The sequence below is a fragment of the Thermobifida alba genome (assembly GCF_023208015.1).
GTDB classification, from domain to species: Bacteria; Actinomycetota; Actinomycetes; order Streptosporangiales; family Streptosporangiaceae; genus Thermobifida; species Thermobifida alba.
On sequence record NZ_CP051627.1, the window covers coordinates 2,293,991 to 2,319,786 of the forward strand.

Here is a 25,796-nt window from a genome sequence, read left to right on the forward strand (position 1 = left end):
GATTCTCAGTGGTGAAGATCGCGCCGTGGTAACGGATCATCCCATGCTTGTGGCACGTTGCGCGGCGCCCGGACCGGTCCGGGCCAGCGCACGGCGGCGCATGATGTGCCGCAGCAGGGTGGTCAGCATCTCCTTGCACGACTCGCGGTCACGGGCGTCGCCCAGCACGACGGGCACGTCCGCGGGGAGGTCGACCGCCTCGCGGATCTCCGCGTCGGTGTGGTCCGGGGTGTCCTCGAAGTGGTTCACCGCCACCACGAACGGGATGCCGCGCCGTTCGAAGAAGTCCACCGAGGGGAAGCAGGTCTCCAGCCGCCGGGTGTCGGCGATGACCACCGCGCCCAGCGCCCCCGCGGCCAGCTCGTTCCACATGAACCAGAACCGCTCCTGGCCCGGGGTGCCGAACAGGTACAGCACCAGCTCGGAGCTGATGGTGATCCGCCCGAAGTCCAGCGCGACCGTGGTCGTGGTCTTGTTCTCCACCCCGGACAGGTCGTCCACGCCCAGACTGGCCTCGGTCATCACCTCCTCGGTGCTGAGCGGGGTGATCTCGCTGACCGAGCCGACCATCGTGGTCTTGCCCGCGCCGAACCCACCCGCGACGAGGATCTTGAGCGTGGTCGGAAGCGTCGAGGCGCCCGTGGGCGCGTCAGAGTCTGCGAATGCCATCGAGAACCGCCTGGAGTAGGGTCATCTCGGGCGCGTCGGCCCGGGGCATCGGGGCTCGGGCCAGGACGAACCCCTGGGCGACGAGGTCCCCCAGCAGCACCTTGACCACGGTGATGGGCAGGTCCAGGTGGGCGGCGATCTCGGCCACCGACAGCGGAGAACGGCACAGCCGCAGGATCGACAGGTGCTCGGGCTGCAACCGGGAGGTGTCGGCCTCGCGGCGCGAGGCGACGACGACGCTGATCATGTCCAGCCGGCTCTCCGCCGAACGGGTGCGGCCGCCGGTCACCGTGTAGGGACGCACCAGCGGTCCCGCGGCCTCGTCCCACACCGGTCTTCGGTCTGCGCGGTGGCGGCCGTTCATGACCCGGTCGGTACCCGGTCGGCGGCCTCGGGAAAGCGCGGGGCACTGGTCAGGAACTGTCCGACCTGCTTGATGCGGGTGTTCATCTCGTAGGCGATCATCCCCACGTCGGCCTGTTCGTCCGCGAGGACGGCCAGGCACGCGCCCTCGCCCGCCGCCGTGACGAACAGGTAGGCGTGCTCCATCTCCACCACGGTCTGCAGCACCCGGCCGCCCCTGAACTGCCGACTGGTTCCGCGGGCCAGGCTCTGGAAGGCCGACGCGACCGCGGACAGGTGTTCGCCGTCCTCGTCGGTGAGGTCCCGGGACCTGCCGATGAGCAGACCGTCGGAGGACAGCACGATGGCGTGGTCCACCCCCACGACCCGGTCGACCATGTCGTCGAGGAGCCAGTTCAGGTTTTCCGAGGCGTTGCTCATCCGCTTCCCATTCCTTCTTCGTGTGAGTTCCTGCGGTTCCGGATCGGTACTTCACCGGGCCGGGGTCCCTTCCCGGCCCGGTACACGCGGGCGGGTGGCCGGGCCGCGGGCCCGGGCCCGTGTCCGCGGAGCCGGGTGCGGGCCGACGAGGTCTCGAACACGTGCCGTCTCACCGGAGCGCTTACTCGGTCACGGTCTCGGAGAACCGCGTCGGATCGCTGTCGCGTCCCCTGCGGGTGCCGCGGTGGAAGGCCTCCATCATCCGGCGCGCCTCCTCCGGCGAGCGGCGTTCGCCCGCCGGGGCGGGCGGGCTGTCCGGCGGTCCGTCCCCGTCCCGCAGGTGGACGGTGAGATGCGTCTGCCGACGACGCCGGGGCAGCGGGGGACGGGAGTCCGTGCCGTTGCGGGCCGCGGGGGCCTCCTCGGCGTCCGTGCGCTGCGTGGCGGGGGAACGGTCGTGCGGCGGTGCAGCGGCCCCCTCGGCCTCCCGCCGGCCGGTGGCGGGGGCCTCCGGGACGGTCTCGGCCACCAGAGTGTTCGGGAGCAGGACGATCGCCTGGGTCCCCCCGTCCGCCCCGGCGCGCAGCCGCACCTGGATGTCGTGCCTGGCCGCCAAGCGGGCCACCACGAACAGTCCCAGCCGGGCGTTCTCGTCCAGGGCCACCACGTCGAACTCGGGGACGGCGGCGAGCCGTTCGTTGGCCTCGGCCAGGCCCTCCGCCCCCATGCCCAGGCCCTGGTCCCTGATCTCGACGGCCACCCCCCTGGACACCCGCTCGCTGTGCACCTCGACCCGGGTGTGCGGCGGCGAGTACCGGGCGGCGTTCTCCACGAGTTCGGCGAAGAGGTGGATGACGTCGGCGACGCCCTCCCCGCGCAGCGCCAGGTCCGGCGTCGGGAGCACGGTGACCCTGGCGTAGTCCTCGACCTCGGAGACGGCGCTGCGCAGCACGTCGACCAGGGGGACGGGGGCGCGCCACCGCCGCCCCGGCTGCCCCCCGGCCAGGATGATCAGGTTCTCCGCGTTGCGTCGGCCGCGGGTCGCCAGATGGTCCAGCTGGAAGAGGCGCTCCAGGAGGTCCGGGTCCTCCTCCTCGCGCTCGATCCGGTCCAGCAAGCGCAGTTGGCGCTGGAGCAGCGACTGGTCGCGGTGGGCCAGGGCCAGGAACACCCGGTTGGCTCCGGAGCGGATCTCGGCCTGTCGGACGGCCGCGGCCACCGCCGTGCGCTGGGCGGTGTTGAACGCGTCCGCGACCTGGCCGATCTCGTCGCCGCCGTAGTCGAGTCGGCGCGGCTGCGTCCCCAGGTCGACGTCCTCCCCCCGTTCGAGGCGTCGGACGATCTCCGGCAGTTCGGTCCCGGCCAGGTCCAGGGTGTCGCGGCGCAGCCGGGAGAGTCGGCCGGTGAGTCGGGCCGCGGTCTTGGAGGCGATGCCGTAGGCGAGCGCGCCCGCGAACAGGGCCAGGATCGACCCGCCGATCGCGGTGGAGAGCACTTGGACGCTGGCCTCCCGGGTCGTGTCGACGGTCGCCCGCGCCTGGGTCTCGGTCATCGCGACGAGGCCGGCGTTGACGCTGTCGGCGCCGTCCTCCCAGCCGACCACGGCCGGCGGCAGCGCGGCGGCCTCGGACTCCGCGGCCGGCCGCCAGCCGGCGACCTGGCCCGCACGGTCGACCATGCTGTCCCACTCGGTGGAGTGGGCCAGGGCCGTGTAGTCCCGGGCGGCGGGTTCGGCCAGGGCCCACCGGAGTTCGTTGAGCCGCCGCTCCAGTTCGTTGACCAGCCCGGAGAACGCGATCCGGTCGGCCTCGGTGAGCTCACCGGCGGCCCGCGCCCCGGCGATCAGCGCGTCGGCCTGCGCGAAGGTCTCCTGGGTGCGCATGGTCTGCACGAGGACGCCGCCCGCGGCCACGGCGGCTCCGTCGTCGAACTGCCGGCTGTGCGTCGCGTAGTGGTCGATGCCCGCGGCGATGACGGCGCTGTAGCGCCGGTGGCTGTCGGTGCGGTCGGTCCGCCGCGCGGCGACGTCCTCCCGCAGCGTCTCCCGTTCGTTCAGCGCGGAGCGGAGGTCGGCCTCGGCGAGGTCGTCCTCGGTGAGGCCGACCGCGGTCAGCGCCTCGTCGGCCGCCGTCTGCTGGGCGCGCAGCAGTCCCAGGGCCTCGGGGGAGGGGTCCCCCAGGTACCGCACGGCGAGTTCGCGCTCCCGCTGCAGTTCCACCAGCGCGGCGTAGAGGCGGATGCCCTCCTCGCTCTGGGCCGCGGCCGCGCGCAGCGCCAGCGCCTGGGTCACCGTGGCCGCGCTCAACACGGCGAACAGGACGAGAAAGGTGATCGCGGGGATCAGCACGATCTTGTTGAGCTGTGTTCTGATTCCGCGCCCGGTGCCGTCCGGCCCGCTCATGACGTCCTCCCCCACACCGCGACACGCCAACTACCAGTCGTTATGGCGTTCGTACCGACGGTGTCGAGAATGGACGCTACCGGAAACGGAGTCCGGGTGTGGGGGCTTTGGCCAAACCCGTCCCGGTGGGAGGGCCGCCGCCGGGGCGCGGGGCGGGCGGAGCGCCCGCCCCGCGGGGTCAGGGCCGGGCCTCGGCGAAGGCGCGGTGCTCGGCGAGAGCCGCCTGCAGTTCGGCGAGCTGCTCGCGGACCCGGGCCGGAGCGGTTCCGCCCCGGGCCGCCCGCGACTCCAGCGAGCCCTGGACGGTGAGGACCTCACGCACCTGCGGCGTCAGGTGCGGTGAGATGGCCGCCAGGTCCGCGTCGCTCAGGTCGGGCAGGTCGATACCGCGCTCCTCGCAGACCCGCACGCACGCCCCCGCGATCTCGTGGGCCTCGCGGAACGGCACCCGGTGCCGGACCAGCCACTCGGCGATGTCGGTGGCCAGGGAGAAGCCCTGCGGGGCCAGTTCGGCCATCCGCTCCCCGTTGACGGTGAGGGTGGCGACCATCCCGGTGAAGGCGGGCAGCAGGACCTGGAGGGTGTCGACGGCGTCGAAGACCGGCTCCTTGTCCTCCTGCAGGTCCCGGTTGTAGGCGAGCGGCAGCCCCTTGAGCGTGCTCAGCAGGCCCGCGAGGTCACCGATGAGCCTCCCGGCCTTGCCGCGGGCGAGTTCGGCGATGTCCGGGTTCTTCTTCTGCGGCATGATCGAGGAGCCGGTGGAGAACGCGTCGTCGAGGGTGACGAACGAGAACTCCTTGGTGGCCCAGAGGATGATCTCCTCGGCGAGCCGGGACAGGTCCACCCCGATCATCGCCGCGACGAAGGCGAACTCGGCCACCACGTCGCGCGCGGCGGTGCCGTCGATGGAGTTGGGCACCGACCGGGAGAAGCCCAGGTCCGCGGCGACCGCCTCGGGGTCCAGGCCCAGGGAGGAGCCGGCCAGCGCGCCGGAGCCGTAGGCCGACGCGTCGGCCCGGCGGTCCCAGTCGCGCAGCCGTTCGACGTCGCGCACCAGCGGCCAGGCGTGCGCCAGCAGGTGGTGGGCGAGCAGCACCGGTTGGGCGTGCTGCAGGTGGGTGCGGCCCGGCATGGCCACGTCGATGTTGGCCTCGGCCTGCTCCGCCAGGGCCGCGGCGAGGTCCAGCAGCAGTGCGGCGACGGTGCGCGCCTCCTCCCGCAGGTACATGCGCACCAGCGTGGCGATCTGGTCGTTGCGGGACCGTCCGGCGCGCAGCCGTCCGCCCAGTTCGGGGCCGACCCGTTCGATGAAGCCCCGCTCCAGCGCGGTGTGCACGTCCTCGTCGGCGGGGCCGGGGGTGAAGGCGCCGGAGACGACGTCGGCCTCCAGGCGGTCCAGTCCCTCCAGCATCCGGGCGAGCTCGTCGGGTTCGAGCAGGCCGGCCGCGTGCAGGACGCGGGCGTGCGCGCGGGATCCCGCGATGTCGTGGCGGGCGAGGCGCCAGTCGAAGTGGGTGCTCTGGGAGAGGCGGGCCAGCGCCTCGGAGGGGCCTCCGCTGAAGCGGCCGCCCCACAGCCGCACGGCCTGGTCGTCGGGCTCGTTGGCCACGATGGGTCCTTAAACAGTGGGTGGGTCGGTGGTCGGACGGGGACGGGCGCCGCGCACGCTCCGGGGCCGGAGGGTGCGCGGCGCCGCGTCGTGGGCGCGGTCAGGCGAGCCGCTGGTCGCGCATGCTGGCGATCTTGGCGGGCATGCTCCAGATGTCGATGAAGCCGCGGGCCAGGCTCTGGTCGAAGGTGTCGCCGGTGTCGTAGGTGGCCAGGCTGTAGTCGTAGAGGGAGGCCTCGCTGCGCCGGCCGGTGACCACGGCCCGGCCGCCGTGCAGCACCATCCGGATGTCGCCGGTGACGTGCTTGTTGGCTTCGACGATGAACTTCTCCAGGGCGTCCTTGAGCGGGGAGAACCACAGGCCGTCGTAGACCAGTTCGCCCCACCGCTGGTCCACGCCGCGCTTGAAGCGGGCCAGTTCGCGTTCGACGGTGACGTTCTCCAGCTCCTGGTGCGCGGTGATCAGCGCGATCGCGCCGGGGGCCTCGTAGACCTCGCGGCTCTTGATGCCGACCAGGCGGTCCTCGACCATGTCGATGCGGCCCACGCCCTGGGCGCCGGCGCGCCGGTTCAGCTCCTCGATGATCTGCAGCGGGCTGAGCTCCTTGCCGTCGATGGCGGTGGGCACGCCGGAGGTGAAGGAGATGACCAGCTCGTCGGGCTCACGCGGGTCGGCGGGGTTCTGGGTGTAGGAGTAGACGTCCTCGATGGGGCCGTTCCAGATGTCCTCCAGGAAGCCGGTCTCCACGGCGCGGCCGAACAGGTTCTGGTCGATGGAGTACGGCGACTTCTTGGTGACGTCGATGGGCAGGCCCTTCTCCTCGGCGAACGCGATCGCCTTGTCGCGGGTCATGCCCGAGTCGCGGACCGGGGCGAGCACCTTCAGCTCGGGGAAGAGCGCGGCCAGTCCCGCCTCGAAGCGCACCTGGTCGTTGCCCTTGCCGGTGCAGCCGTGGGCGACCATGGTGGCGCCGTGGTAGCGGGCGGCCTCGGCGAGGTGCTTGACGATCAGCGGCCGCGACAGCGCCGAGACCAGCGGGTAGCGGTCCATGTAGAGCGCGTTGGCCTGGATGGCGGGAACGCAGTAGTCGCTGGCGAACTCCTCCTTGGCGTCGGCGACGACGGCCTCGACCGCGCCGCAGGCCAGGGCGCGCTGGCGGATGACCTCCAGGTCCTCGCCGCCCTGTCCGCAGTCGATGGCGACCGCGATGACCTCGGCGCCGGTCTCTTCGGCGATCCAGCCGATGGCCACGGAGGTGTCGAGCCCTCCGGAGTATGCGAGTACGACCCGCTCGGTCATGAGTGTTTCTCCTCGTGCAGCAGGACGGGTGCGTGCGCACCCGGTTCGGTGTGGTCGGTGGGCCTCGGCTAGGGCCGCCGGTTGGCGAGCCGCAGCAGTGCCGCGGCGAGCTCCTCGCCGCCCTGGGGGTCCCGGGCGATCACCAGGATCGTGTCGTCGCCCGCGATGGTGCCCAGGATGGCGGGGATGTCGGTGTGGTCGATCGCCGAGGCCAGGTACTGGGCTGCTCCCGGCGGTGTGCGGACGACGACCATGTTGGCCGAGGCCTCGGCCGAGACCAGCAGGTCCTCGGCCAGTCGGCTCATGCGTGAGTTGGACACCTGCTCCAGGCCCAGGTGGTCGGGGCGGGCCCGTTGCAGGCGCTCCCCGCCCTCCCCGGGCAGGACGTAGATGAGGCTTCCGTCGACGGTGCGGAGTTTGACCGCGCCCAGTTCGTCCAGGTCCCGCGAGAGCGTGGCCTGTGTGACCTGCACGCCCTCCTCGGCCAGCAGGCGCGCCAGTTCGCTCTGTGAGCGGACGTCGTACCTGGTCAGCAGTTCGGAGATCTTGGCGTGCCGGGCTGTCTTGGTGGGCGGTACGGGCTTCGCGCCGTCGACGGTCATCGTCGTCCGTCCTCCTCGGCGTCGCGGGCGGCGGCGGCCAGGATGCCCGGCAGCGCCCCGGTGAATTCGAGGACCTCGGCGCGGGTGATGGTCAGCGGCGGTGCCAGGCGGACCACGTCGGGGGTGACCGCGTTGACCAGGAACCCGGCTTCGGCGGCGCGGGTCTGGACGTGGCCGGCCGCCGGGGCGGTCAGCTGGATGCCGCGCCACAGGCCGACGCCGCGCACCCCCGCGAGCAGGGGGTGGTCGACGGCGCCGATCTCCGCGGCGAGCAGGTCGCCCAGCTCGGTGACCGAGTCGAGCAGGTTGTCCCGCTCGATGGTGTCGAGGACGGCGAGGGCGGCGGCGGCCGCGACCGGGTTGCCGCCGAACGTGGAGCCGTGGTCGCCCTTGGCGAAGGCCGTGCCGTACCGGCCGAACCCGACGCACGCGCCGATGGGCAGCCCGCCGCCCAGGCCCTTGGCCAGGGTGAGGACGTCGGGGCGCACCCCCTCGGCCTGGTGGGCGAACCACCGGCCGGTGCGGCCGATGCCGCTCTGGATCTCGTCCAGGACGAGGGCTGCGCCGGCGGCGTCGCAGATCTCGCGGACCGCGGCCAGGTAGCCCTCGGAGGCCGGCACGACGCCGGCCTCGCCCTGCACGGGTTCCACGAAGACCGCGACGCACTCGTCGGTGACGGCCTCCCGCAGGGCCTCGACGTCGCCGTGCGGGACGAACCGCACGTCCATCCCGAAGGGGCCGAACGGGTCGCGGATCGCGGGTTTGCCGGTGAGGGCGAGCGCGCCGGAGGTGCGTCCGTGGAACCCGGCGACGGTGGAGACGTAGTAGGTGCGTTCCGGGCCCGCCGCGCGGCGGACGAGTTTCAGCGCCGCCTCGTTGGCCTCGGTGCCGGAGTTGGCGAAGAAGACCCGGGCGGGTCCGCCGAGCAGGGCGACGAGCTTCTCGGCGAGTTCGACCTCCCGCTCGTGCAGGAACAGGTTGCTGGTGTGGGCGATCGCGGCGACCTGCTCGGTGACCGCCCTGACCAGGGCCGGGTGCCCGTGGCCCAGCGACGACACCGCGATCCCGGCGATGAGGTCGAGGTAGCTCCTGCCGTCGGCGTCGACGACGCGGCAGCCCTCGCCGCGCACCAGGGCGACGGGCGGGGTGCCGTAGTTGGGCATGAGGACCGCGTCGAAGCGCTTCTGCAGCTGTTCGGTGGTGCTCACGCGGCGCCTCCCGCGGCGTTCTCGTCCGGCACGACCATGGTGCCGACCCCCTCGTCGGTGAAGATCTCCAGCAGCATCGCGTTGGGCACCCGCCCGTCGAGCACGTGCGCCTGGGGCACGCCGCCGCGGACCGCGCGCAGGCACGCCTCCATCTTGGGCGCCATGCCCGAGGACAGCTGAGGCAGCAGTTTCTCCAGTTCGTCGGCGCTCAGGCGGCTGATCAGCTCGGAGTTGACCGGGTAGTCGGCGTAGAGGCCCTCGACGTCGGTGAGCACGATGAGCTTGGCGGCGCCCAGGGCGACGGCCAGGGCCGCGGCCGCGGTGTCGGCGTTGACGTTGTACACGCCGCCCTGCGCGGACCGGGCGATGCTGGAGATGACGGGGATGCGCCCGTCGTCCAGCAGGCTGCGCACCGCGCCGGGCTGCACCTCGACGACCTCGCCGACCAGTCCGATGTCGACGGGTTCCCCGTCGATGATGGCGGGTTTGCGTTCGGCGGTGAACAGGTGGGCGTCCTCGCCCGACATGCCCACGGCGAAGGGGCCGTGCTCGTTGACGAGTCCGACGATCTCGCGGTTGACCTGGCCGACCAGGACCATGCGGACGATCTCCATGGTCTCGGGTGTGGTGACCCGCAGTCCGGCGGTGAAGGTGCTCTCCACGCCGAGCCGTTGCAGGTGCGCGTTGATCTGCGGGCCGCCGCCGTGCACGACGACCGGGCGCAGCCCGGCGTAGCGCAGGAACACGATGTTCTCGGCGAAGCGTGTCCGCAGTTCGGGGTCGGTCATCGCGTTGCCGCCGTACTTGACGACGACGGTCTTGCCGTGGAGGGCGCTCAGCCACGGGAGCGCCTCGATGAGGATGTTCGCCTTGTCCAGGGCGGCCTGGTGGGTTCTGGAGATCATGTGGAGTAGGCCGAGTTCTCGTGCACGTATTCGACGGTCAGGTCGGTGGTCCACACCGTGGCGGCCGCGGAGCCCGCGGAGAGGTCCACGGTGACGGTGACGTCGCGGGGTTTGAGGTTGACCTTGGAGCGGTCGTCGCCGACGGATCCGCCGCGGCACACCCACACGCCGTTGATGGCGACGTTGATCTGGTCCGGCTCGAAGGCGGCGTCGGTGGTGCCCACGGCGGCGAGCACCCGCCCCCAGTTGGGGTCCTCGCCGTAGATCGCGCACTTGAACAGCGCGTTGCGGGCGATGGCGCGTCCGACGGCGACCGCGTCGTCGGTGCTGGCCGCGCCCACGACCTCGATGGCGATGCTCTTGGTGGCGCCCTCGGCGTCGGCCAGCAGCTGGCGGCACAGGTCCTGGCAGACCTCGGTGAGCAGGCGGGCGAACTCCGCCTCGTCGGGGGTGGTGCCGGCGGCTCCGCTGGCCATGAGCAGCACGGTGTCGTTGGTGGAGGTGCAGCCGTCGGTGTCGAGCCGGTCGAAGGTGACCTCGGTGGCGGCGCGCAGCAGGGTGTCGCACTGCTCGGAGGTGAGCACGGCGTCGGTGGTGAGCACCGAGAGCATGGTGGCCAGGGACGGGGCGAGCATGCCCGCGCCCTTGGCCATGCCGCCGATGGTGTAGCCGTCGCCGCGCCGGAAGGCGATCTTGGCGACGGTGTCGGTGGTGCGGATGGCGTCGGCCGCGTTCAGGCCGCCGTCGCGGGCGGCCTCGGCCACCGCGGCGTCCACCCCGGCCAGGAGTTTCGGCATGGGCAGGCGCTCGCCGATGAGTCCGGTGGAGCAGACCACGATCTCGCCGGCGGAGTCGTCCAGGGCCGCGGCCAGGTGTTCGGCGGTGGCGTGGGTGTCCTGGAAGCCGCCGGTTCCGGTGCAGGCGTTGGCTCCGCCGGAGTTGAGGACCGCGGCGCGGACCCGGCCGCCCGCGACGACCTGCTGCGACCACAGCACCGGCGCGGCCTTGACGCGGTTGCGGGTGAAGACGGCCGCCGCGGAACGCTGGGGGCCGTCGTTGATGACGACGGCGACGTCGCGGTGGCCGCCGCTCTTGATGCCGGCGGCCACACCCGCCGCCCGGAAGCCGAGGGGCGCGGTAACGCTCACGGTGCCACTCCAGTCATGGGGAGTCCGGTGGTTTCGGGGAGTCCGAGGGCGAGGTTGGCGCTCTGGACGGCGCCGCCCGCGGTTCCCTTGGTGAGGTTGTCGATGGCGGCGACGGCGACCAGGCGGCCCGCCGCCTCGTCCACGGTGACCTGGACGGCCGCGGTGTTGGCGCCCAGGGTCATCGCGGTGGTGGGCCAGCTTCCCTCGGGCAGCAGGTGCACGAAGGGCTCGGGGTCGTAGTGGCGCCGGTAGGCGGCGCGCACCCGGTCGGGGTCGGTGCCCGGCCGCAGCGGCGCCGAGCAGGTGGCCAGGATTCCGCGCGGCATCGGTACCAGGACCGGGGTGAAGGAGACCCGGACCGGGACGCCGGCGACCGCGGACAGGTTCTGGACGAACTCGGGGTTGTGCCGGTGGGCGCCGCCGACGCCGTAGACGCTCGCCGACCCCATGACCTCGCTGGCGATGAGGTGGGGCTTGGCGGCCTTGCCCGCGCCGGAGGTGCCGGAGGCGGCGACCACCACGGCCTCGGGCTCGACCAGTCCCTCGGCCAGGGCCGGGAGCAGGGCCAGGGTGCCGCAGGTCGGGTAGCAGCCGGGAACCGCGATGCGCCTGCTGCGCGCCAGCTCGTCCCGGGCGCCGGGCAGTTCGGGCAGGCCGTAGGGCCAGGCCCCGGCGTGCTCGGAGCCGTAGAACCGCTGCCAGGCCGCGGCGTCGCGGAGGCGGAAGTCCGCGCCGCAGTCCACGACCAGCGTGTCCGCGTCGAGTTGGGCGGCGAGGGCGGCGGAGTGGCCGTGCGGCAGCGCGAGGAAGACGACGTCGTGCCCGGCGAGTGTTTCGGTGGTGGTGTCCGCGAGGACCCGGTCGGCCAGCGGCGTCAGGTGGGGGTGGTGCTCGCCCAGCCGGGTTCCGGCGTTGCCGCCCGCGGTGAGTGTCCCGATCTCGATGTCGGGGTGGGCGAGCAGGAGGCGCAGCAGTTCACCCCCCACGTATCCGCTGGCGCCGGCGACCGCCGCCGTGTAACCCATGCTCGACTCCCCCTTGGACCGTGTGCGGTGTGCACCATCATGCACCCTGCTGAAAAGTTATGCAAGTCAGTGTATAAGACCTCACTCCGGGGTCGCGGGGCGGGGTGCTGCCGCCGGGGGCCGCGGCCGCCCGGCGGTGCCGCGGTCAGCGGCCGGCGAGCCGGGAGGCCAGGCTGGCCAGCGTCGACGTCTCGACGGCCCGGGACGCCTCGCGCCGGTCGGCGCCGCGGTAGAGCCCGTGGACGAGGTGGGTGCCGACCCAGCGCAGCGGCTCGGGCTCCCAGGCACGCGCCCGGTGGCCCACCCAGGGCAGCCGGGTCAGCGCGGTGCTGCGCCCCAGGACCAGGTCGCGCAGGGTGCGTCCGGCCAGGTTGGAGGTGGCGACCCCGCTGCCGACGTAGCCTCCGGCCCAGCCCAGACCACTGGACCGGTCCAGGTGCACGGTGGGGCACCAGTCCCGGGACACGCCCAGGACACCGGACCAGGCGTGGGCCACGGGCGTCTCGCCGGCGGCGGGGAACAGCCGGGTCAGCGCCCGCCACAGCTCCGCGATCGCCTGTGGCTGGGTGGCGCCGTTGGTGTCGCGTCCCGAGGCGAACCGGTAGGGCACGCCGCGTCCGCCGATGGCGATGCGGTCGTCCGCGGTGCGCTGGGCGTAGACGTAGGCGTGCGCGGCGTCGCCGAGGACCTCCCGGCCCTCCCAGCCGATCCGCTTCCACACCTCGGCGCTCAGCGGCTCGGTCACGATCATCGAGGAGTTCATGGGCAGCCACTGGCGGCGGTAGCCGTTCAGTTCGGCGGTGAACCCCTCCGTGGCGCGGATGACGTACTCGGCCCGCACCGTGCCGTGCTCGGTCACCGCGCTGGGCCCCTGCTCCCCCTCGCGCGGCCGCAGCTCGGTGACCGCGGTGTCCTCGAAGATGTCCACGCCGAGCGCCTCCACCGCCGCGGCCAGCCCCCTGGCGAGCTTGGCCGGCTGGATGCGCGCGGCGTGCGGGCAGAACGCCTCGGCCACCGCCCCGTCCACGCGCAGCCGCGGCTCGTGGTCGGGTTCCAGCAGGTAGTAGTCCTCCGGCCAGTAGCCCCACTCCTGGAGGTAGGCGATCTCCTCCAGCAGGCGGGCCTTCTGCGCCTGGTTGGTGGCCACGATGCGCATGCCGCCCTTGACGATGTCGGCGTCGATGCCCTCGGCTTCGGCCACCGCGATGACCTCGTCGACCGCGGCCATCATGACCCGCTGCAGGGCGATCATCGCCCCCTTGCCGTGCGACTTGGCGTAGCGCTCCCGCGAACCGGCGAACTCCGCCGACAGCCAGCCGCCGTTGCGCCCCGACGCACCGAAGCCGGCGAACTCCCGCTCCAGGACCGCGACGCGCAGGTCGGGCTGCTCCTTCTTGAGGTAGTAGGCGGTCCACAGGCCGGTGTACCCGGCGCCCACGACGCACACGTCGTAGTCGGCGTCGCCGGGCAGGGCGGCACGGCGTTCCGGCAGGCCCAGTTCGCGGTACCAGAAGGACACTGCTCCGTTGCGGAACTCCTTGGAACGGGGAATGGCGCGCATCTCGGCTGCGCTGGCGATCAGTCTCATGGGTGTCTGCCTCCCCGAACACTCCGCGTGGCGCCTGCCCCCGGGTTCAGGCGCTCCTCGTGTCGTGGACGTCGCCCCGGGTAGCGGAGGGCGGTTGTCCCGAAGAAGGGGAATTGTAGTGGAAGGCCCGGCTCGGGTCCGCAGCCGGTGCCGATTCGGACGCGTCCCGCACGGCGGCGGTCACCTCTTGTGCTCCGCGGACCGGTGGGCCCGGCGGGAGCTGTCCCGCAGTTTGCGCGCCTGCTCGGCCAGCGCCCGCACCCCGTCGGCGCCCAGGGGCGCCAGCACGTGCTCCCGCAGCAGCGCCACGTGCCTGGTCCGGGCCTGTTCGGCCAGGGCCAGCCCCTTCTCGGTGAGCGCGGCGTAGGTGACCCGGCGGTCCGAGGGACAGGCCTGGCGCTCCAGGTAGCCGTTGCGTTCCAGCCGGTCGGCCAGTTTGGTGAACCCGCCGCTGCTCAGGGAGACCTCCCGGGCCAGCTGGCTCATCGGCAGGCGGTGCTGCGGGGAGCGCTGCAACCGGATCAGCACCTCGAACCAGGGGCCGGACATGTCCTCCCCGCGGGGGTCGATGCCCCGGAGCAGGAGCGGGGAGGTCGCCGAGAGCGCCTCGTGAAACAGCCCCCAACAGGTGATCAGATCCTCGTCGGTGATCCTCTCGGCGTCGGCTCTCGTCCCCATGCGGTCCCCCTCACGGCCGTGCCGACACGGCCGGTTTCATCATATGCAATAAACATCTTCTCAGCTAACTAAATTCTTCCCGGGGGACGGGGCCCGCGTCCGGGAAGGGGAAGCCCTCCCGGACGCGGGGCGGGGGTCAGGGCCGCTGGTTGGGGACGGAGGGGTCGAGCATCCCGGCCCCGTTCAGCTCGTGGAACAGCGGGGGGTGCCCGGCGTCGCCGCGCCCCCAGTAGTTCAGCGGGTCGGCCCCCTCCCCCAGCAGTTGCCTGCGGACCGGCGAGAGCCGCTCCACCAGCTCCGCCGGGACCTCGGAGTAGTCGTAGGGGCGCATCCACCGGTAGGTGTAGGCGACGAAGACCGCCTTGCGGGTCACCCGGGAGTGGTTGTCGGTGCGGGCGTGCCAGATCCTGCGGTCGAAGACGATGGCGTCGCCCGGCTCGGCCGTCAGCTCGACCGCGCCGGGCGGCTCCTCGTCGTAGTCCTCCAGGTTCTGCGGACGCTGCAGCGTGTTGCTCCGGTGGCTGCCGGGGATGACCGAGAAGTTGCCGCGGCCCGGCTGTGAGGCGCCGGACAGCCAGTAGGAGCACTTCACCGACAGCCGCGGCCGGGTCACCGGCGTCTCCACCTCCAGGTTGATCCGGGTGCCGTCCTGGTGCCAGCGCCACCGGCGGGGCCGCGGTCCCGGCAGCGGCGGGTGCACGTCGGCGTGCGAGTGGAATCCGAAGATGTTCCAGCCGAGGATCCCCCACACCACCGGGAAGGTCGCCGGGTGGTCGAGCAGGTCCAGGAAGGCCTCGCCCCGCAGCAGGCAGCCCAGCAGGTGCATGTTGCCGTCCGCGTCCAGGCGTCCGGCCCGCTCCTCCTCCGCGTAGAGGCGGTCCACCGCCTCGGTGAGCCGTGCGACCTCCGCCTGGTCCAGGGCGTTGCGGACCACCAGGAAGCCCTGGCTCTCGAACTGCTCGCGCTGCTGCTGGGTGATCGCGTTGGGCCAACGCGTCGCGGTGTTGACGGTCATCGCGCTCCTCGTCTCCGGTGTCGTCGGGCGGTCCCGGACTTTCGACTCCGCCCGGGGTGCACCGCCCACGGTGGACCGCCTCTGCCCCCCAACGCGTCAGCGGAAGGCACCAGATCCCGCACAATGTCCGGATTCTGCAACAGTCGCCTGCTTCGTCGGCTGCTGTGCCGGCGCGTCGCGATAATGGCCCGGTGACCGCGGTCCTGTTGGTAGAGGACGCCCCCTCCGCGAGGGTGGGCCTGGAGCTGGCCCTGACCAGGCTCGGCCACTCGGTGACGGCCCGGGCCACCGGGGAGGAGGCGCTGCAGACGATCCGCTCCCGGCGCCCCGAACTGGTCGTGCTGGACATCATGCTGCCCCGGATGGACGGCCTGGAGGTGTGCCGCCGCGTCCGGCAGTCCGACGAGCTGCCCATCATCCTGCTCACCGCCCGCGGCGACGACATCGACGTCATCATGGGCCTGGAGGCGGGCGCCGACGACTACGTCGTCAAACCCGTCGAGCCGCGCGTGCTGGACGCCCGGATCCGCGCGGTGCTGCGCCGGGCGGAGAACCAGCCGCTGGAGCGGTCCGTCTACGGCGACCTGGTCGTGGACCGGGCCGCGCTCAGGGTCACCCGCGGCGGCACCGACGTCCACCTGACCCCGACCGAGCTGCGGCTGCTGCTGGAGCTGACCCGCCACCCCGGCAGGGCACTGAGCCGCCAGCAGCTGCTGCGCGACGTGTGGGAGCACGACTACCTGGGCGACTCCCGCCTCGTCGACGCCTGCATCCAACGCGTCCGGGCCAAGATCGAACCCGACCCGGCCGCCCCCGTCCTCATCCAGACCGTCCGGGGGTTCGGCTACCGCTTCTCCCCGCCGTGACCGAATCCGCCCCCGCCGCCGGCGCGGCCTGTTCTCCCTGCGGCTCCGGCTCGTCAGCGCGTTGACCGTGATGGCACTGGTCTCCACCCTGCTCGCCTCGGGCATCGGCTACGTCCTGTTCCACCGGGCACTGCTGCAGCAGGCCCAGGACACCGCGCTCGAACAGGTCCGCCAGGTGCTGACGCACCAGGTTCCCCCGGTCCTGGTCAACCCGGCGCTGGACCCCGGGTCGGTGCCGCAGCAGCCGCTGGAGGAACTCGCCCTGGAGCTGCGCCGCCGCACCCAGGGGCAGGCGCTGGTCCTCGTGGAGGACACGGTGCGCGTGTCCAGCGGCCTGCGCCTCGAAGACGTCCCGGAGGAGCTGCGGGAACTGTCCGAGACGGGCATCGGCTGCCAGCGGGTGATCCTCTCCGGCCAGCCCTGGCTCGTCGTGGGAGCCCGGGTGCACGTCGCCGGCCCCGACGGCGGCACCCGGCAGAGTCCGCTGCGTGTCTTCGTGTTCGTCAGCCTCTCCTCCCAGGAGGAGCAGATCTCCCGGTTGCAGACCTCGCTGGCGCAGGCGGGCGGCTGCGCGCTCGTGGCCGCCGTGGTCGTCGGCATCCTGCTGGCCGGCAGCGTGCTGCGGCCGGTGCGCGCCCTGCGCGACGCCGCGCACCGCCTCGGCGAGGGCGACCTGACCGCCCGCATCGAGGAACGCGGCGGGGACGAACTGGCCGACCTGGCCCGCACCTTCAACCGCAGCGCCACGGCCCTGCAGGGCAGTGTGGAGGAGCTGCGCCGCCTGGAGAGCCAGGCGCGGCGCTTCGCCGCCGACGTCTCCCACGAGCTGCGCACCCCGCTGACCTCGTTGACGGCCCTGTCCGACGTGCTGGAGGACGAGGCACGGCAGATGCGGCCGGACGCGGGGACCGCGGCGCGCGTCGTCGTCGCGGAGGTCCGCCGGCTGCGCCGCCTGGTGGAGGACCTGTTGGAGATCAGCCGCCTGGACGCGGGGGTGAGCGTCCTCCACCTCGACGAGATCGCGGTGGGCGAGGCGCTGCTGGAGTGCGTGCACAGCCGGGGGTGGGCCGGCAGGGTGGAGGTGCGCGCGGCCCCGGGGCTGCGCGCCTCGGTGGACCCGCGCCGGTTCGACGTCATCCTGTCCAACCTGGTCGGCAACGCCCTGCGGCACGGCGCCCCTCCGGTGACGGTGACCGCCCGGTTGGACGGGCTCTGCGCCCCCGCGGTCCTGGAGGTGCAGGTGCGCGACCGTGGTCCGGGCATCCCCCGGAGAAGCTCCCGGACATCTTCGAACGCTTCGTCAAGGCCGACAGCTCCCGCTCCGGCGGCGGAGGCAGCGGGCTCGGCCTGTCCATCGCCCACGCCAACGCCGTCCTCCACGGGGGGAGGCTGACCGTCCACAACGACGGCGGCGCGGTGTTCACCCTCGTGCTGCCGCAGCCCGCGAAGGAGGACCGATGAGTCCCGACGACCGTCCCCGCCCCTCCGGGCGCGCCGCCCTGGCGGGGGGAGCGCTGGCGCTGTGCTGCGCGCTGGCGGCCGGCGGCTGCGGGGTGCGGGAGAGCGGGATCATCGACGCGGGTCCCGCGCCCGTGGCCCGGGGAAGCACCGACGCGGGGACACTGATCTACCTGTTCGGCTCCGATGCCCGCCTCACCCCGGTGTGGCGGGACACCGACCCCGCCGACCCCCGGAGGGTGATGGAGCTGCTGTGGCGGGGCCCCAACTCCGAGGAGCGGGAACGCGGCCTGTGGAGTGCGCTCACCTCCCCGTCCGTGCTGCACCGGGTGGCGGTCGCGGAGTCGGCGGAGGGGGAGCTGCACGTCCACGCCTCCGCGGCCTCCCTCCCCCGGTCCGCGGAGGAGGCGGCCCCCTTCTCCTCCACTTCTCAACCGGGCCTGCCCGGCGGTCCGGCGGCACAGGGATCGGCCGCGCCCCCGGACCTCGACGGCGTCCTCCAGGTGATCTGCACCGGCCTGCGCGTCCGGGGTGTGGAGTCGGTGGTCGTGTCGGGGGCGGACGGACGTACCGGAGCCCCGCGGGCCTGGTGCCGGACGACTGCGACGGCGCGGGCTCCCTGGACTGGGGCGAGGCCGAGTAGCGGTGGGGGCCGCCCGAGCGGGCGGCCCCCACGTTCACCTGCGGCCGGACGGTCCCGCTAGCCGCGCTGCACCGCGCCGGTGCGCTCCGCGGCCGCCGCCACCGCCGCGTCCCTGACCCTGTTGGTCTCCTCCGCGGTCAGCGTGCGGTCGTCGGCGCGCAGCCGCAGCGCGTAGGCCAGCGACTTGCGCCCCTCCCCCACCTGGTCCCCGGTGTAGACGTCGAACAGCCGGACGCTCTCCAGCAGTTCCCCGGCCCCCTGGCGCAGGGCCGCCTCGACCTCGGCCGCCGGCACGGACTCGTCCACCACGAGCGCGACGTCCTGGGTGGCCACCGGGTAGGTGGAGACGCGCGGGGCGGTCGCGACCGTCGCCGCCGCCTCGACCCGGTCCCAGTCGATCTCCAGCGCCGCGGTCCGCGGCGGCAGCCCGTAGGCCTTGGTCACCCGGGGGTGCAGTTCCCCCGCGTGGCCCACGAGCACGTCGCCGTCGCCGTCCGCCACGTACAGCGCCGCGCAGCGCCCCGGGTGCCAGGGCGCGTACTGGGCGGCGCGGACCATGAGTTCCACCCCGGCCACGCTCGCCGTCTCACGCGCGGCCTGGACGGCGTCGGCCCAGGTGGCGTTCTCGCCCTCGCCCCACCAGCCGGACTGCAGCCGCTGGCCGGCCAGCACCGCCGCGACGTGGCGCGGCTGGGCGGGCAGGGCCGCCTCCAGCGCGGCGCGCTCCTCGGCGGTGGGGGCCCGGTCCACCGCCGGGACCGGGGCCCTGGCGGGAGCCCCGGGCCTGGGGTGGTAGACCAGCCCCATCTCGAACAGCGCGACGTCGCCGAAGCCGCGTCCGACGTTGCGGGCCAGGGCCCGGAACAGCCCCGGCAGCAGGGTGGTGCGCAGCAGCGGCTCGTCGTCGTGGAGCGGGTTGGCCAGGCGTACCGCGGTGCGCCTGGGGTCGTCGTCGGCCAACTGGAGTCCGTCGAGGTCGCGCGTCCCGACGAAGGGGTAGTTGAGCACCTCGAAGAACCCCCGGTCGGCGAGGGTCCGCCCCACCGCGCGGCGCAGCCGCTGGCCGCGGGTCAGCCCGCGGCCGGCCGGGGCCTGCGGCGGGACGGCCGGGATGTTCTCGTAGCCCTCGTTGCGGATGACCTCCTCGGCCAGGTCGTTGGGGTCGGTGAGGTCGGGCCGCCAGCTCGGCGGGGTGACCGAGAGCGTGTCACCGTCCTGGACGACCTCGCAGCCGACCTGGCGGAGCCGGGCGATCTCGGTCTCCACCGGGTAGTCCACCCCCGCGACCCGGCCCGCGTGCCCCGCCCGCACCACGATGGGCTCACGCGGGACGGTCAGGTCGATGTGGGTGACGCCGTCCTCGATGGTCGCCCCGCCCAGCTCGGCGAGCAGGTCGACCGCGCGGGTCGCCGCGGCGAGCTGGACGGCGGTGTCCACACCGCGTTCGAACCGGCGCGAGGACTCCGAGGACAGCTGGTGGCGGCGCGAGGTGCGCGCGATGTGCGTGTCGGCGAAGTGCGCGGCCTCGACGAGGATGTCGGTGGAGGTCTCGCTGATCTCGGTGTGCACACCGCCCATGACGCCCGCGATGTTGATCGGCCCCGACTCGTCGGTGATCAGGATGTCGTCGGGGTCCAGGTCGCGCACCACGTGGTCGAGGGTCTCCAGCTTCTCGCCCTGCCGGGCCAGCCGGACCTCGATCGGGCCGCGCAGGGTGGCGCGGTCCCAGGCGTGCAGCGGCTGCCCCAGTTCCAGCATCACGTAGTTGGTGACGTCGACCGCCAGCGAGATGGAGCGCACCCCGCACAGGTGCAGCCGGCGGCGCATCCACAGCGGGCTCGGCGCGTGCGGGTCGAACCCGGTCACGCCGCGCAGCACGTAGCGGGAGCAGATCGTCGGGTCGGCGACGGTCGCCGGGTAGCCGCCCCCGGTCGTCTCCGGCAGGGGCCGCTGCGCGGGGTCGGTGAAGTCGACGCCGTAGGCGGCGGCGGCCTCGCGGGCCACCCCGCGCATCGACAGCGCGTAGCCCCGGTCGGGGGTGACCGCGATGTCCAGCACGGAGTCGCGCAGCCCCAGCAGGTCGTGGGCGTTGGTGCCGGGCTCGGCGAAGCCCTCGGGCAGCACGATGATGCCCTCGTGGTCCTCCCACAGCCCCAGTTCGCTCGCCGAGCAGATCATGCCCGCCGAGATCCTGCCGTAGGTCTTGCGCGCGGAGATCGCGAAGCCGCCCGGCAGCACCGCTCCGGGCAGCGACACCACGACCAGGTCGCCCTCGGTGAAGTTGCGGGCCCCGCACACGATCTCCTGCGGCTCGCCGGTGCCGTTGGCGTCGCCCACGTCCACGGTGCAGAACCGGATGGGCTTCTTGAACCCGGTGAGCTCCTCGATGGTCAGCACCCGGCCCACCACGATCGGGCCGGTGATGTCGGCGCCCACCTCCTCGACGGTCTCGACCTCCAGGCCCAGACCGATCAGCTTCTCGGCCACCTCGCGCGCGGTGGCCTCGGCGGGCAGTGCGACGTACTCGCGCAGCCAGGAAAGCGGAACCCGCATCACATCTCCATCCCGAAGGCCGCGGTGAACCGGACGTCACCCTCGACCATGTCGTGCATGTCCTTGACCCCGTGGGCGAACATCAGCGTCCGCTCGATGCCCAGGCCGAAGGCCCAGCCGCTGTAGCGTTCGGTGTCCACCCCGGCGGCGGTCAGCACCCGCGGGTTGACCACGCCGCAGCCGCCGATCTCGATCCAGCCCTCCGAGGAGCAGGTCCGGCAGGGGGCCTCGGGGTTGCCCACGGAGGCGCCCCGGCACACGAAGCACTCCATGTCCACCTCGGCGGACGGTTCGGTGAACGGGAAGTACGACGGGCGCATGCGGGTGCGCAGCCCTTCGCCGAACATCCGCTCGACGAACACCTGGATCGCGCCGCGCAGGTGCGCCAGCGTGATCCCCTCGTCCACGACCAGCCCCTCCAACTGGTGGAAGACCGGGCTGTGCGTGGCGTCCAGCTCGTCGGTGCGGAAGGTGCGGCCGGGCACGACCACGTAGACGGGCAGTTCGCGGTCCAGCAGCGCGCGCACCTGCACCGGCGAGGTGTGCGTGCGCAGCACCATGCCGGACTCCCCGCCGTCGGGTCCGGCGACGAAGAAGGTGTCCTGCATGGTGCGGGCCGGATGGTCGGGCAGGAAGTTGAGGGCGTCGAAGTTGTACCACTCGGCCTCGACCTCCGGCCCCTCGGCCACCTCGAAGCCCATGCCGACGAAGATGTCGGCCATCCGGTCGGCGATGACGGTCAGCGGGTGCCGGGCCCCGCGGGGGACCCGGTCGTAGGGCAGGGTGACGTCGACGGCCTCCTCGACGAGGACCCGGGCGTCGCGCTCCTCCTCCAGCTGGGCCTGGCGGGCCTTGAGCGCCTCGGCGACCTCTCGGCGGGCGCCGCCCACGCGCTTGCCCGCGTCGGCCCGCGCCGCGGGCGGCAGCGCGCCGATCTCCCGGTTGGCCAGTGCCAGCGGCGAGCGGTCCCCGGCGTGCGCGATCCGGACCTCTTTGAGTTCTTCCAGGCTGGAGGCCTTGGCGATGGCGTCGAGCGCCTCGTTGCGCATGCGTGCGACCTCGTCCGGGTGAAGCGCGTTCACCTCGACCGGGTCGTAGGAGTTGTTGGGTGCAGACATATGGTGGTTGCCTCGCCGTCCCGCGCGGTCCACGGGACGGAATGTCACGGCCCACCGCCGTGCGGCGGGTGGGCACAAACCGACTGGGAAGTCTCCGCGAAGCCCGCCGCCGCCGAGCCCGTCAGACGAACTCGGGCGTGCCGGCGGGCAGGATAAATCGGAACTCGGCGCCGCCGCTGGGCGCGCGGCCGACCGTGATCGTGCCACCGTGGGCCTCGACCAGGCCCTTGACGATGAACAGCCCCAGACCGGTGCCTCCGTGGCGCTTGCCGCGCCAGAACTGGCGGAAGACGCGCGTGGCGGCCTCGGGCCTGACGCCCTCGCCCTCGTCGCGCACCGACACGGCTGCTCCTCCCTCGCACGGCTCGATCACTATCGTGACAGTACCAGCGCCGTGCCGCAGTCCATTTTCCACCAAGTTGGCGATGATCTGGTCGATCTTGTCGATGTCGAGCCACATTTCGGGCAGCGGACCGCGCACGTCCAGGCGGAACCGGTCCTCCGACTCGCCGGAGGCGACCCATCCGGCGATGACCCGGCGGGCGCGGTCTCCCAGGTCGACGAGCTGTCGCCGCACTTCGAGCCGGCCCGACTGGATGCGGGAGACGTCGAGGAGTTCGGTGATGAGCCGGGTGACCCGGTCCGCGTCGGCGTTGACGGTCTCCAGCATGAAGATCTTCTGCGTGTCGGTGAGCCTGCCCCACTTGGCCAGCATCGTCGCGGTGAAGCCCTTGACGCTGGTCAGCGGGGAGCGCAGTTCGTGGGCGACGGTCGAGACCAGGTCGGCGCTGGAGCGTTCCAGGCAGGCCCGGCGGGCCGCGTCGCGCAGGGTCACCACGAGGCGGACCACGTCGCCGCAGGGTTCCTCCCGTACGTAGCGGGCGGCCATCATGACCTCGCGCCCGTCGGCCAGCAGCAGTCGCCGCTCCGGCTGGCGGGTGCGGGTGCGCAGCCCCCCGTAGGGGTCGGTGCACTTCCACCAGTCGCGGCCCTCGGGGTCGTGGAGCGGGAGCACGTCGCGGAAGTCCCGGCCGACGGCGGTGTCCGCCGGCACGCCGGTGAGGCGGGCGGCCATCCGGTTGAACGTGACCACTCTGCCGTGGCGGTCCGCGACCAGTACCCCGTCGGGAAGGTCCTCGGCTGACAGCAGGGCGTCACACCCGTGGTCACCGACTGCCGACTGGTCGCCACCCACGACCGCCTCCCAAGCCATATGCGAACCTTCTCGCCGTTCCCCGGAAACGGCACAGCCCGTGTTGTGCATCCTCCAGCGTCCGGGGGCCTGCTGCCGGACGCCGCCCCGGAAAGGTCGTCACCCGCCGGTCGTGACGGCCGTGCGCGAGCCGCGGAGGACGCGGCGGAGTCCCCGGCCTGCACCGTGGGGCTCCGAGATGACGAGCGTAGCGGCACCCCCCGGTGCGCGGGCAAGCCGACGACCTCGCCGTGCGCCTTCCGGAGGCGGTGGGACGGGGGGAGCATCCGCGGCGGCGGAGCGGTTCACCGGGGAGGAGGTGGTCGAGGGCGCGTGCTACCCGTATCCGGGATCGTGACGCGTACGGCGCATAACGGGGGGCCGAGGGGGTGCCGCTGCGGGGCTTCAGACCGGGAGGGTCGAGCTGCGGCGCTGCTCCCTGGCGGTGGCGTAGAGGCAGACCGCGGCGGCGGTGGCGAGGTTGAGGCTCTCGGCGCTGCCGTAGATGGGGACGCTGACCGCCCCGTCGGTGAGGGCGATGGTCTCCTCCGGCAGGCCCCACGCCTCGTTGCCGAAGACCCAGGCCACGGGGCCGGCGAGCATTCCGGAGTCGGAGGCGTCGTCCAGGCTGCGCTCTCCCCGGCCGTCCGCGGCCAGGAGCGTGAGCCCGGCCTGCCGCAGGAAGCGGGCGACCTCGTCGATCCGCACGCCCACGACGACCGGGAGGTGGAAGAGGCTTCCGGCGGAGGCCCGGACGCACTTGCCGTTGTACGGGTCGACCGAGGCGTCGGTGAAGACGACGGCGTCGGCTCCGGCCGCGTCCGCGGTGCGCAGCACGGTCCCCGCGTTGCCGGGGTCGCGGACGTGCGACAGGACCACGACGAGCCGGGGCCTGTCCAGCGCGGACAGCGGGACGTCGACGAAGGAGCAGACCGCGAGCAGGCCCTGCGGGGTGACCGTCTGCGCCAGTTCGCCCATCACGTCCAGGGTGACCCGGTGGACCGGGATCCCCGCCTGTTCCGCGGTGCGGACCAGGGAGCCGTGCCGCTGCATCGCCTCGGCGGTGGCGTACAGTTCGCGCGCCACCTCGGGGAGGGCGAGCGCCTCGCGCACGGCCTGCGGCCCCTCCGCGAGGAAGCGCCGCTCACGCTGCCGGAAAGCGCGTTTGGCGAGCCGACGAGCCCCCTTGATCCTGGGGGACCGAATACTCGTGAACTCGTGGCTCGCCATCGTCGATCACACCGTCGTTCAGGCCGCGGAGCTGGTGGGCGCCGGAATGGCCTTCTTGGCGGTCTCGACCAGCGCGGCGAAGGTGGGCGCGTCGTTGACCGCCAGTTCGGCGAGCATGCGGCGGTCCACCTCGATGCCGGCGGCTTTGAGTCCCTGCATGAAACGGTTGTAGGTCAGACCGTTGGCGCGGGCGGCCGCGTTGATGCGCTGGATCCACAGACGACGGAACTGGCCCTTGCGGTCCTTGCGGTCGCGGTAGGCGTACGTCATCGAGTGGAGCATCTGCTCCTTGGCCTTGCGGTAGAGGCGCGACCGCTGGCCGCGGTAGCCGCTGGCGCGTTCGAGAACGACCCGGCGCTTCTTCTTTGCGTTGAGAGACCGCTTCACGCGTGCCACTTGCAACTCCTCGATTGAGACTGACGTTCCGGACACACCGTCCGGCGATGACCGCCAGGAGGTTCGGTGAAGACTCCTGGACCGGTGCGGTCTCCACCGCGCGCCCGTGCGCGGCGGGGCCCGACAGCCGACGACCGCCTCCCCGGATGCCGGGGGCCCGGTCTAGCCGAGCAGCTTCTTGATCCTCTTGGCGTCGGCCGGGGGCAGCTGCGCGTCCGCGCTGAGGCGCCGGGTGCGCTTGCTCGGCTTGTGCTCCAGCAGGTGGTTCTTGTTGGTGCGGCGACGCATGATCTTGCCGGTGCCGGTGACGCGGAAACGCTTGCTGGCCCCACTGTGGGATTTGTTCTTCGGCATGCCGCCGTCGCTCCTTTTCGCTTCTCAGTCGGTGTGCCGCCGCCACTGGGCGGCGTGACCACTCCCGCCGCGCACGAAGAGAGCGGGGTGCGCGACCCGTGCGGGGTCGCGCGACCGCGCTCGTCTCAATACGTCAGGCGGATGCCTTCGGCCCTGTCAGGCCGAGCCTTCGGGACCCTGCCCGTGCCCGCCGCGGCTTCTGGAGGCCTGCGCGGCGGCGCGCGCCTCGGCCTTGTGCTCGGCGCGGCGCTTGTGCGGGCCGAGCACCATGACCATGTTGCGGCCGTCCTGCTTGGCCTGGGACTCGACCTGACCCAGCTCCTGGACGTCTTCGGCCAGCTTCCGCAGGAGGCGGAACCCCAGCTCCGGTCGGGACTGCTCGCGACCGCGGAACATGATCGTCACCTTGACCTTGTCCCCGCTCCGGAGGAACCGCTCGACGTGACCCTTCTTGGTCTCGTAGTCGTGCTGGTCGATCTTCGGGCGGAGCTTGATCTCCTTGATGATCGTGTTCGTCTGGTTCTTGCGCGCCTCACGGGCCTTGACCGCGGACTCGTACTTGAACTTGCCGTAGTCCATCAGCTTGGCGACCGGCGGGCGGGCGGTCGGCGCGACTTCCACGAGGTCGAGATCGGCCTCCTGGGCCAGGCGCAGAGCGTCGGCCACGGGAACTATTCCGACCTGTTCCCCGTTGGGGCCGACAAGACGGACCTCGGGCACCCGGATACGGTCGTTGATGCGGGGCTCAGCGCTGATGGGACCCCTCCCTAAAATTCGTCGGGTTCTCGTTCGGTGCGGGGGTCTCCTGAGTGGCTGTGCGCCGGAACAACGAAACCCCGCCAGCTGGTGCAAGCGGGGTCGAACCACCGTACGGACGGGACGCCGCAACGGTTTCCCTCATACGGTTTCTATCCGGGACCCGCAGTACCCGTGGGCACTACAGGTGGGAGGCTCGTTCCTCCGCTTGCGGTCCGGCGCGCGTACATGCACCGGATCAGGTCGTTGCTCACTCTACCAAGAAAACCGGACTGCCGGGAACGCCCTGTCGCCCCGGA

Annotated in this window: 23 protein-coding genes and 1 pseudogene; 3 read left to right on the top strand and 21 right to left on the bottom strand. The window is 72.7% G+C overall.

Annotation, left to right across the window (positions count from 1 at the left end; genetic code table 11):
* Positions 1 to 36: 36 nt before the first annotated feature.
* The 14 genes from FOF52_RS10145 to FOF52_RS10210 form a co-directional block, all read right to left on the bottom strand.
* Positions 37 to 669 carry a GTP-binding protein gene (locus FOF52_RS10145; protein ID WP_248593569.1) on the bottom strand — a complete coding sequence of 211 codons (633 nt, stop codon included), beginning with the start codon at positions 667 to 669 and terminating at the stop codon, positions 37 to 39.
* Entirely contained in the window at positions 650 to 1,033 is a 384-nt protein-coding gene (locus FOF52_RS10150; protein ID WP_248593570.1) for a DUF742 domain-containing protein, read from the bottom strand. Before FOF52_RS10150 ends, FOF52_RS10145 begins: the two co-directional genes overlap by 20 nt.
* The gene (locus FOF52_RS10155) at positions 1,030 to 1,452 is read right to left on the bottom strand and encodes a roadblock/LC7 domain-containing protein (RefSeq protein ID WP_248593571.1); all 423 of its coding nucleotides are present in this window, start codon (positions 1,450 to 1,452) and stop codon (positions 1,030 to 1,032) included. Before FOF52_RS10155 ends, FOF52_RS10150 begins: the two co-directional genes overlap by 4 nt.
* 181 nt (positions 1,453 to 1,633) lie before the next feature.
* Positions 1,634 to 3,853, bottom strand: a complete 2,220-nt coding sequence (locus tag FOF52_RS10160; RefSeq protein ID WP_248593572.1) for a sensor histidine kinase — start codon at positions 3,851 to 3,853, stop codon at positions 1,634 to 1,636.
* A gap of 178 nt (positions 3,854 to 4,031) precedes the next feature.
* Complete coding sequence (gene argH / locus FOF52_RS10165) at positions 4,032 to 5,462, bottom strand: argininosuccinate lyase (protein WP_248593573.1); 1,431 nt, start codon at positions 5,460 to 5,462, stop codon at positions 4,032 to 4,034.
* Positions 5,463 to 5,562: 100 nt separating this feature from the next.
* Positions 5,563 to 6,762, bottom strand: a complete 1,200-nt coding sequence (locus FOF52_RS10170; RefSeq protein ID WP_248593574.1) for an argininosuccinate synthase — start codon at positions 6,760 to 6,762, stop codon at positions 5,563 to 5,565.
* A 68-nt stretch (positions 6,763 to 6,830) separates the two neighbouring features.
* A complete protein-coding gene (locus FOF52_RS10175) occupies positions 6,831 to 7,364 on the bottom strand; it encodes an arginine repressor (RefSeq protein WP_248593575.1) in 534 nt (177 codons plus the stop codon).
* Positions 7,361 to 8,572 carry an acetylornithine transaminase gene (locus tag FOF52_RS10180; protein WP_248593576.1) on the bottom strand — a complete coding sequence of 404 codons (1,212 nt, stop codon included), beginning with the start codon at positions 8,570 to 8,572 and terminating at the stop codon, positions 7,361 to 7,363. The genes FOF52_RS10175 and FOF52_RS10180 overlap by 4 nt, the downstream gene beginning before the upstream one ends.
* Positions 8,569 to 9,477 (bottom strand): acetylglutamate kinase, encoded by a 909-nt coding sequence (argB, locus tag FOF52_RS10185; RefSeq protein WP_248593577.1) that lies wholly within the window; start codon positions 9,475 to 9,477, stop codon positions 8,569 to 8,571. Before argB ends, FOF52_RS10180 begins: the two co-directional genes overlap by 4 nt.
* Complete coding sequence (gene argJ, locus FOF52_RS10190; RefSeq protein WP_248593578.1) at positions 9,474 to 10,625, bottom strand: bifunctional glutamate N-acetyltransferase/amino-acid acetyltransferase ArgJ; 1,152 nt, start codon at positions 10,623 to 10,625, stop codon at positions 9,474 to 9,476. The genes argB and argJ overlap by 4 nt, the downstream gene beginning before the upstream one ends.
* Positions 10,622 to 11,650, bottom strand: coding sequence for an N-acetyl-gamma-glutamyl-phosphate reductase (gene argC, locus FOF52_RS10195; RefSeq protein ID WP_248593579.1), 1,029 nt, complete (start codon positions 11,648 to 11,650; stop codon positions 10,622 to 10,624). The genes argJ and argC overlap by 4 nt, the downstream gene beginning before the upstream one ends.
* Positions 11,651 to 11,795: 145 nt before the next feature.
* Complete coding sequence (locus FOF52_RS10200; RefSeq protein ID WP_248593580.1) at positions 11,796 to 13,238, bottom strand: NAD(P)/FAD-dependent oxidoreductase; 1,443 nt, start codon at positions 13,236 to 13,238, stop codon at positions 11,796 to 11,798.
* Between the two features lie 180 nt (positions 13,239 to 13,418).
* Positions 13,419 to 13,916: a MarR family winged helix-turn-helix transcriptional regulator gene (locus FOF52_RS10205; protein ID WP_248593581.1), complete on the bottom strand. Its 498-nt coding sequence runs from the start codon at positions 13,914 to 13,916 to the stop codon at positions 13,419 to 13,421.
* Between the two features lie 136 nt (positions 13,917 to 14,052).
* The gene (locus tag FOF52_RS10210; protein WP_248593582.1) at positions 14,053 to 14,931 is read right to left on the bottom strand and encodes a phytanoyl-CoA dioxygenase family protein; all 879 of its coding nucleotides are present in this window, start codon (positions 14,929 to 14,931) and stop codon (positions 14,053 to 14,055) included.
* 191 nt (positions 14,932 to 15,122) lie between these two features.
* On the opposite strand from FOF52_RS10210, the gene FOF52_RS10215 reads away from it, so the two are divergent.
* The 3 genes and pseudogenes from FOF52_RS10215 (at position 15,123) to FOF52_RS10225 (ending at position 17,959) form a co-directional block, all read left to right on the top strand.
* The gene (locus FOF52_RS10215; protein ID WP_248593583.1) at positions 15,123 to 15,797 is read left to right on the top strand and encodes a response regulator transcription factor; all 675 of its coding nucleotides are present in this window, start codon (positions 15,123 to 15,125) and stop codon (positions 15,795 to 15,797) included.
* Between the two features lie 70 nt (positions 15,798 to 15,867).
* Positions 15,868 to 17,258 (top strand): annotated as a pseudogene (locus tag FOF52_RS10220) (ATP-binding protein).
* The gene (locus tag FOF52_RS10225) at positions 17,255 to 17,959 is read left to right on the top strand and encodes a hypothetical protein (RefSeq protein WP_248593584.1); all 705 of its coding nucleotides are present in this window, start codon (positions 17,255 to 17,257) and stop codon (positions 17,957 to 17,959) included. Before FOF52_RS10220 ends, FOF52_RS10225 begins: the two are co-directional and overlap by 4 nt.
* Here the strand turns inward: FOF52_RS10225 and pheT are convergent.
* From pheT to infC, 7 genes are all read right to left on the bottom strand, one after another.
* Positions 17,956 to 20,451 carry a phenylalanine--tRNA ligase subunit beta gene (gene pheT, locus FOF52_RS10230; RefSeq protein ID WP_248593585.1) on the bottom strand — a complete coding sequence of 832 codons (2,496 nt, stop codon included), beginning with the start codon at positions 20,449 to 20,451 and terminating at the stop codon, positions 17,956 to 17,958. The genes FOF52_RS10225 and pheT overlap by 4 nt on opposite strands.
* A complete protein-coding gene (pheS, locus tag FOF52_RS10235) occupies positions 20,451 to 21,569 on the bottom strand; it encodes a phenylalanine--tRNA ligase subunit alpha (RefSeq protein ID WP_248593586.1) in 1,119 nt (372 codons plus the stop codon). Before pheS ends, pheT begins: the two co-directional genes overlap by 1 nt.
* A gap of 121 nt (positions 21,570 to 21,690) precedes the next feature.
* Entirely contained in the window at positions 21,691 to 22,782 is a 1,092-nt protein-coding gene (locus tag FOF52_RS10240) for a sensor histidine kinase (protein WP_248593587.1), read from the bottom strand.
* A gap of 384 nt (positions 22,783 to 23,166) precedes the next feature.
* Positions 23,167 to 23,991 (bottom strand): TrmH family RNA methyltransferase, encoded by an 825-nt coding sequence (locus tag FOF52_RS10245; protein ID WP_248593588.1) that lies wholly within the window; start codon positions 23,989 to 23,991, stop codon positions 23,167 to 23,169.
* Positions 23,992 to 24,009: 18 nt separating this feature from the next.
* Positions 24,010 to 24,387, bottom strand: a complete 378-nt coding sequence (rplT, locus tag FOF52_RS10250; RefSeq protein ID WP_248593589.1) for a 50S ribosomal protein L20 — start codon at positions 24,385 to 24,387, stop codon at positions 24,010 to 24,012.
* A gap of 162 nt (positions 24,388 to 24,549) precedes the next feature.
* Positions 24,550 to 24,741 carry a 50S ribosomal protein L35 gene (gene rpmI, locus FOF52_RS10255; RefSeq protein WP_248593590.1) on the bottom strand — a complete coding sequence of 64 codons (192 nt, stop codon included), beginning with the start codon at positions 24,739 to 24,741 and terminating at the stop codon, positions 24,550 to 24,552.
* A 156-nt stretch (positions 24,742 to 24,897) separates the two neighbouring features.
* Positions 24,898 to 25,593, bottom strand: coding sequence for a translation initiation factor IF-3 (gene infC, locus FOF52_RS10260; RefSeq protein WP_425265538.1), 696 nt, complete (start codon positions 25,591 to 25,593; stop codon positions 24,898 to 24,900).
* Positions 25,594 to 25,796: the final 203 nt, after the last annotated feature.

Bases quoted from the DNA above. Each gene is read 5' to 3' on its own strand.
- FOF52_RS10240 (WP_248593587.1), bottom strand. From the start codon at position 22,782: ATGGCTTGGGAGGCGGTCGTGGGTGGCGACCAGTCGGCAGTCGGTGAC.
- rpmI (WP_248593590.1), bottom strand. From the start codon at position 24,741: ATGCCGAAGAACAAATCCCACAGTGGGGCCAGCAAGCGTTTCCGCGTC.
- FOF52_RS10200 (WP_248593580.1), bottom strand. From the start codon at position 13,238: ATGAGACTGATCGCCAGCGCAGCCGAGATGCGCGCCATTCCCCGTTCC.
- FOF52_RS10150 (WP_248593570.1), bottom strand. From the start codon at position 1,033: ATGAACGGCCGCCACCGCGCAGACCGAAGACCGGTGTGGGACGAGGCC.
- FOF52_RS10225 (WP_248593584.1), top strand. From the start codon at position 17,255: ATGAGTCCCGACGACCGTCCCCGCCCCTCCGGGCGCGCCGCCCTGGCG.
- FOF52_RS10160 (WP_248593572.1), bottom strand. From the start codon at position 3,853: ATGAGCGGGCCGGACGGCACCGGGCGCGGAATCAGAACACAGCTCAAC.
- FOF52_RS10175 (WP_248593575.1), bottom strand. From the start codon at position 7,364: ATGACCGTCGACGGCGCGAAGCCCGTACCGCCCACCAAGACAGCCCGG.
- pheS (WP_248593586.1), bottom strand. From the start codon at position 21,569: ATGTCTGCACCCAACAACTCCTACGACCCGGTCGAGGTGAACGCGCTT.
- argC (WP_248593579.1), bottom strand. From the start codon at position 11,650: ATGGGTTACACGGCGGCGGTCGCCGGCGCCAGCGGATACGTGGGGGGT.
- pheT (WP_248593585.1), bottom strand. From the start codon at position 20,451: ATGCGGGTTCCGCTTTCCTGGCTGCGCGAGTACGTCGCACTGCCCGCC.
- FOF52_RS10170 (WP_248593574.1), bottom strand. From the start codon at position 6,762: ATGACCGAGCGGGTCGTACTCGCATACTCCGGAGGGCTCGACACCTCC.
- FOF52_RS10145 (WP_248593569.1), bottom strand. From the start codon at position 669: ATGGCATTCGCAGACTCTGACGCGCCCACGGGCGCCTCGACGCTTCCG.
- FOF52_RS10245 (WP_248593588.1), bottom strand. From the start codon at position 23,991: ATGGCGAGCCACGAGTTCACGAGTATTCGGTCCCCCAGGATCAAGGGG.
- FOF52_RS10155 (WP_248593571.1), bottom strand. From the start codon at position 1,452: ATGAGCAACGCCTCGGAAAACCTGAACTGGCTCCTCGACGACATGGTC.
- FOF52_RS10210 (WP_248593582.1), bottom strand. From the start codon at position 14,931: ATGACCGTCAACACCGCGACGCGTTGGCCCAACGCGATCACCCAGCAG.
- FOF52_RS10205 (WP_248593581.1), bottom strand. From the start codon at position 13,916: ATGGGGACGAGAGCCGACGCCGAGAGGATCACCGACGAGGATCTGATC.
- argB (WP_248593577.1), bottom strand. From the start codon at position 9,477: ATGATCTCCAGAACCCACCAGGCCGCCCTGGACAAGGCGAACATCCTC.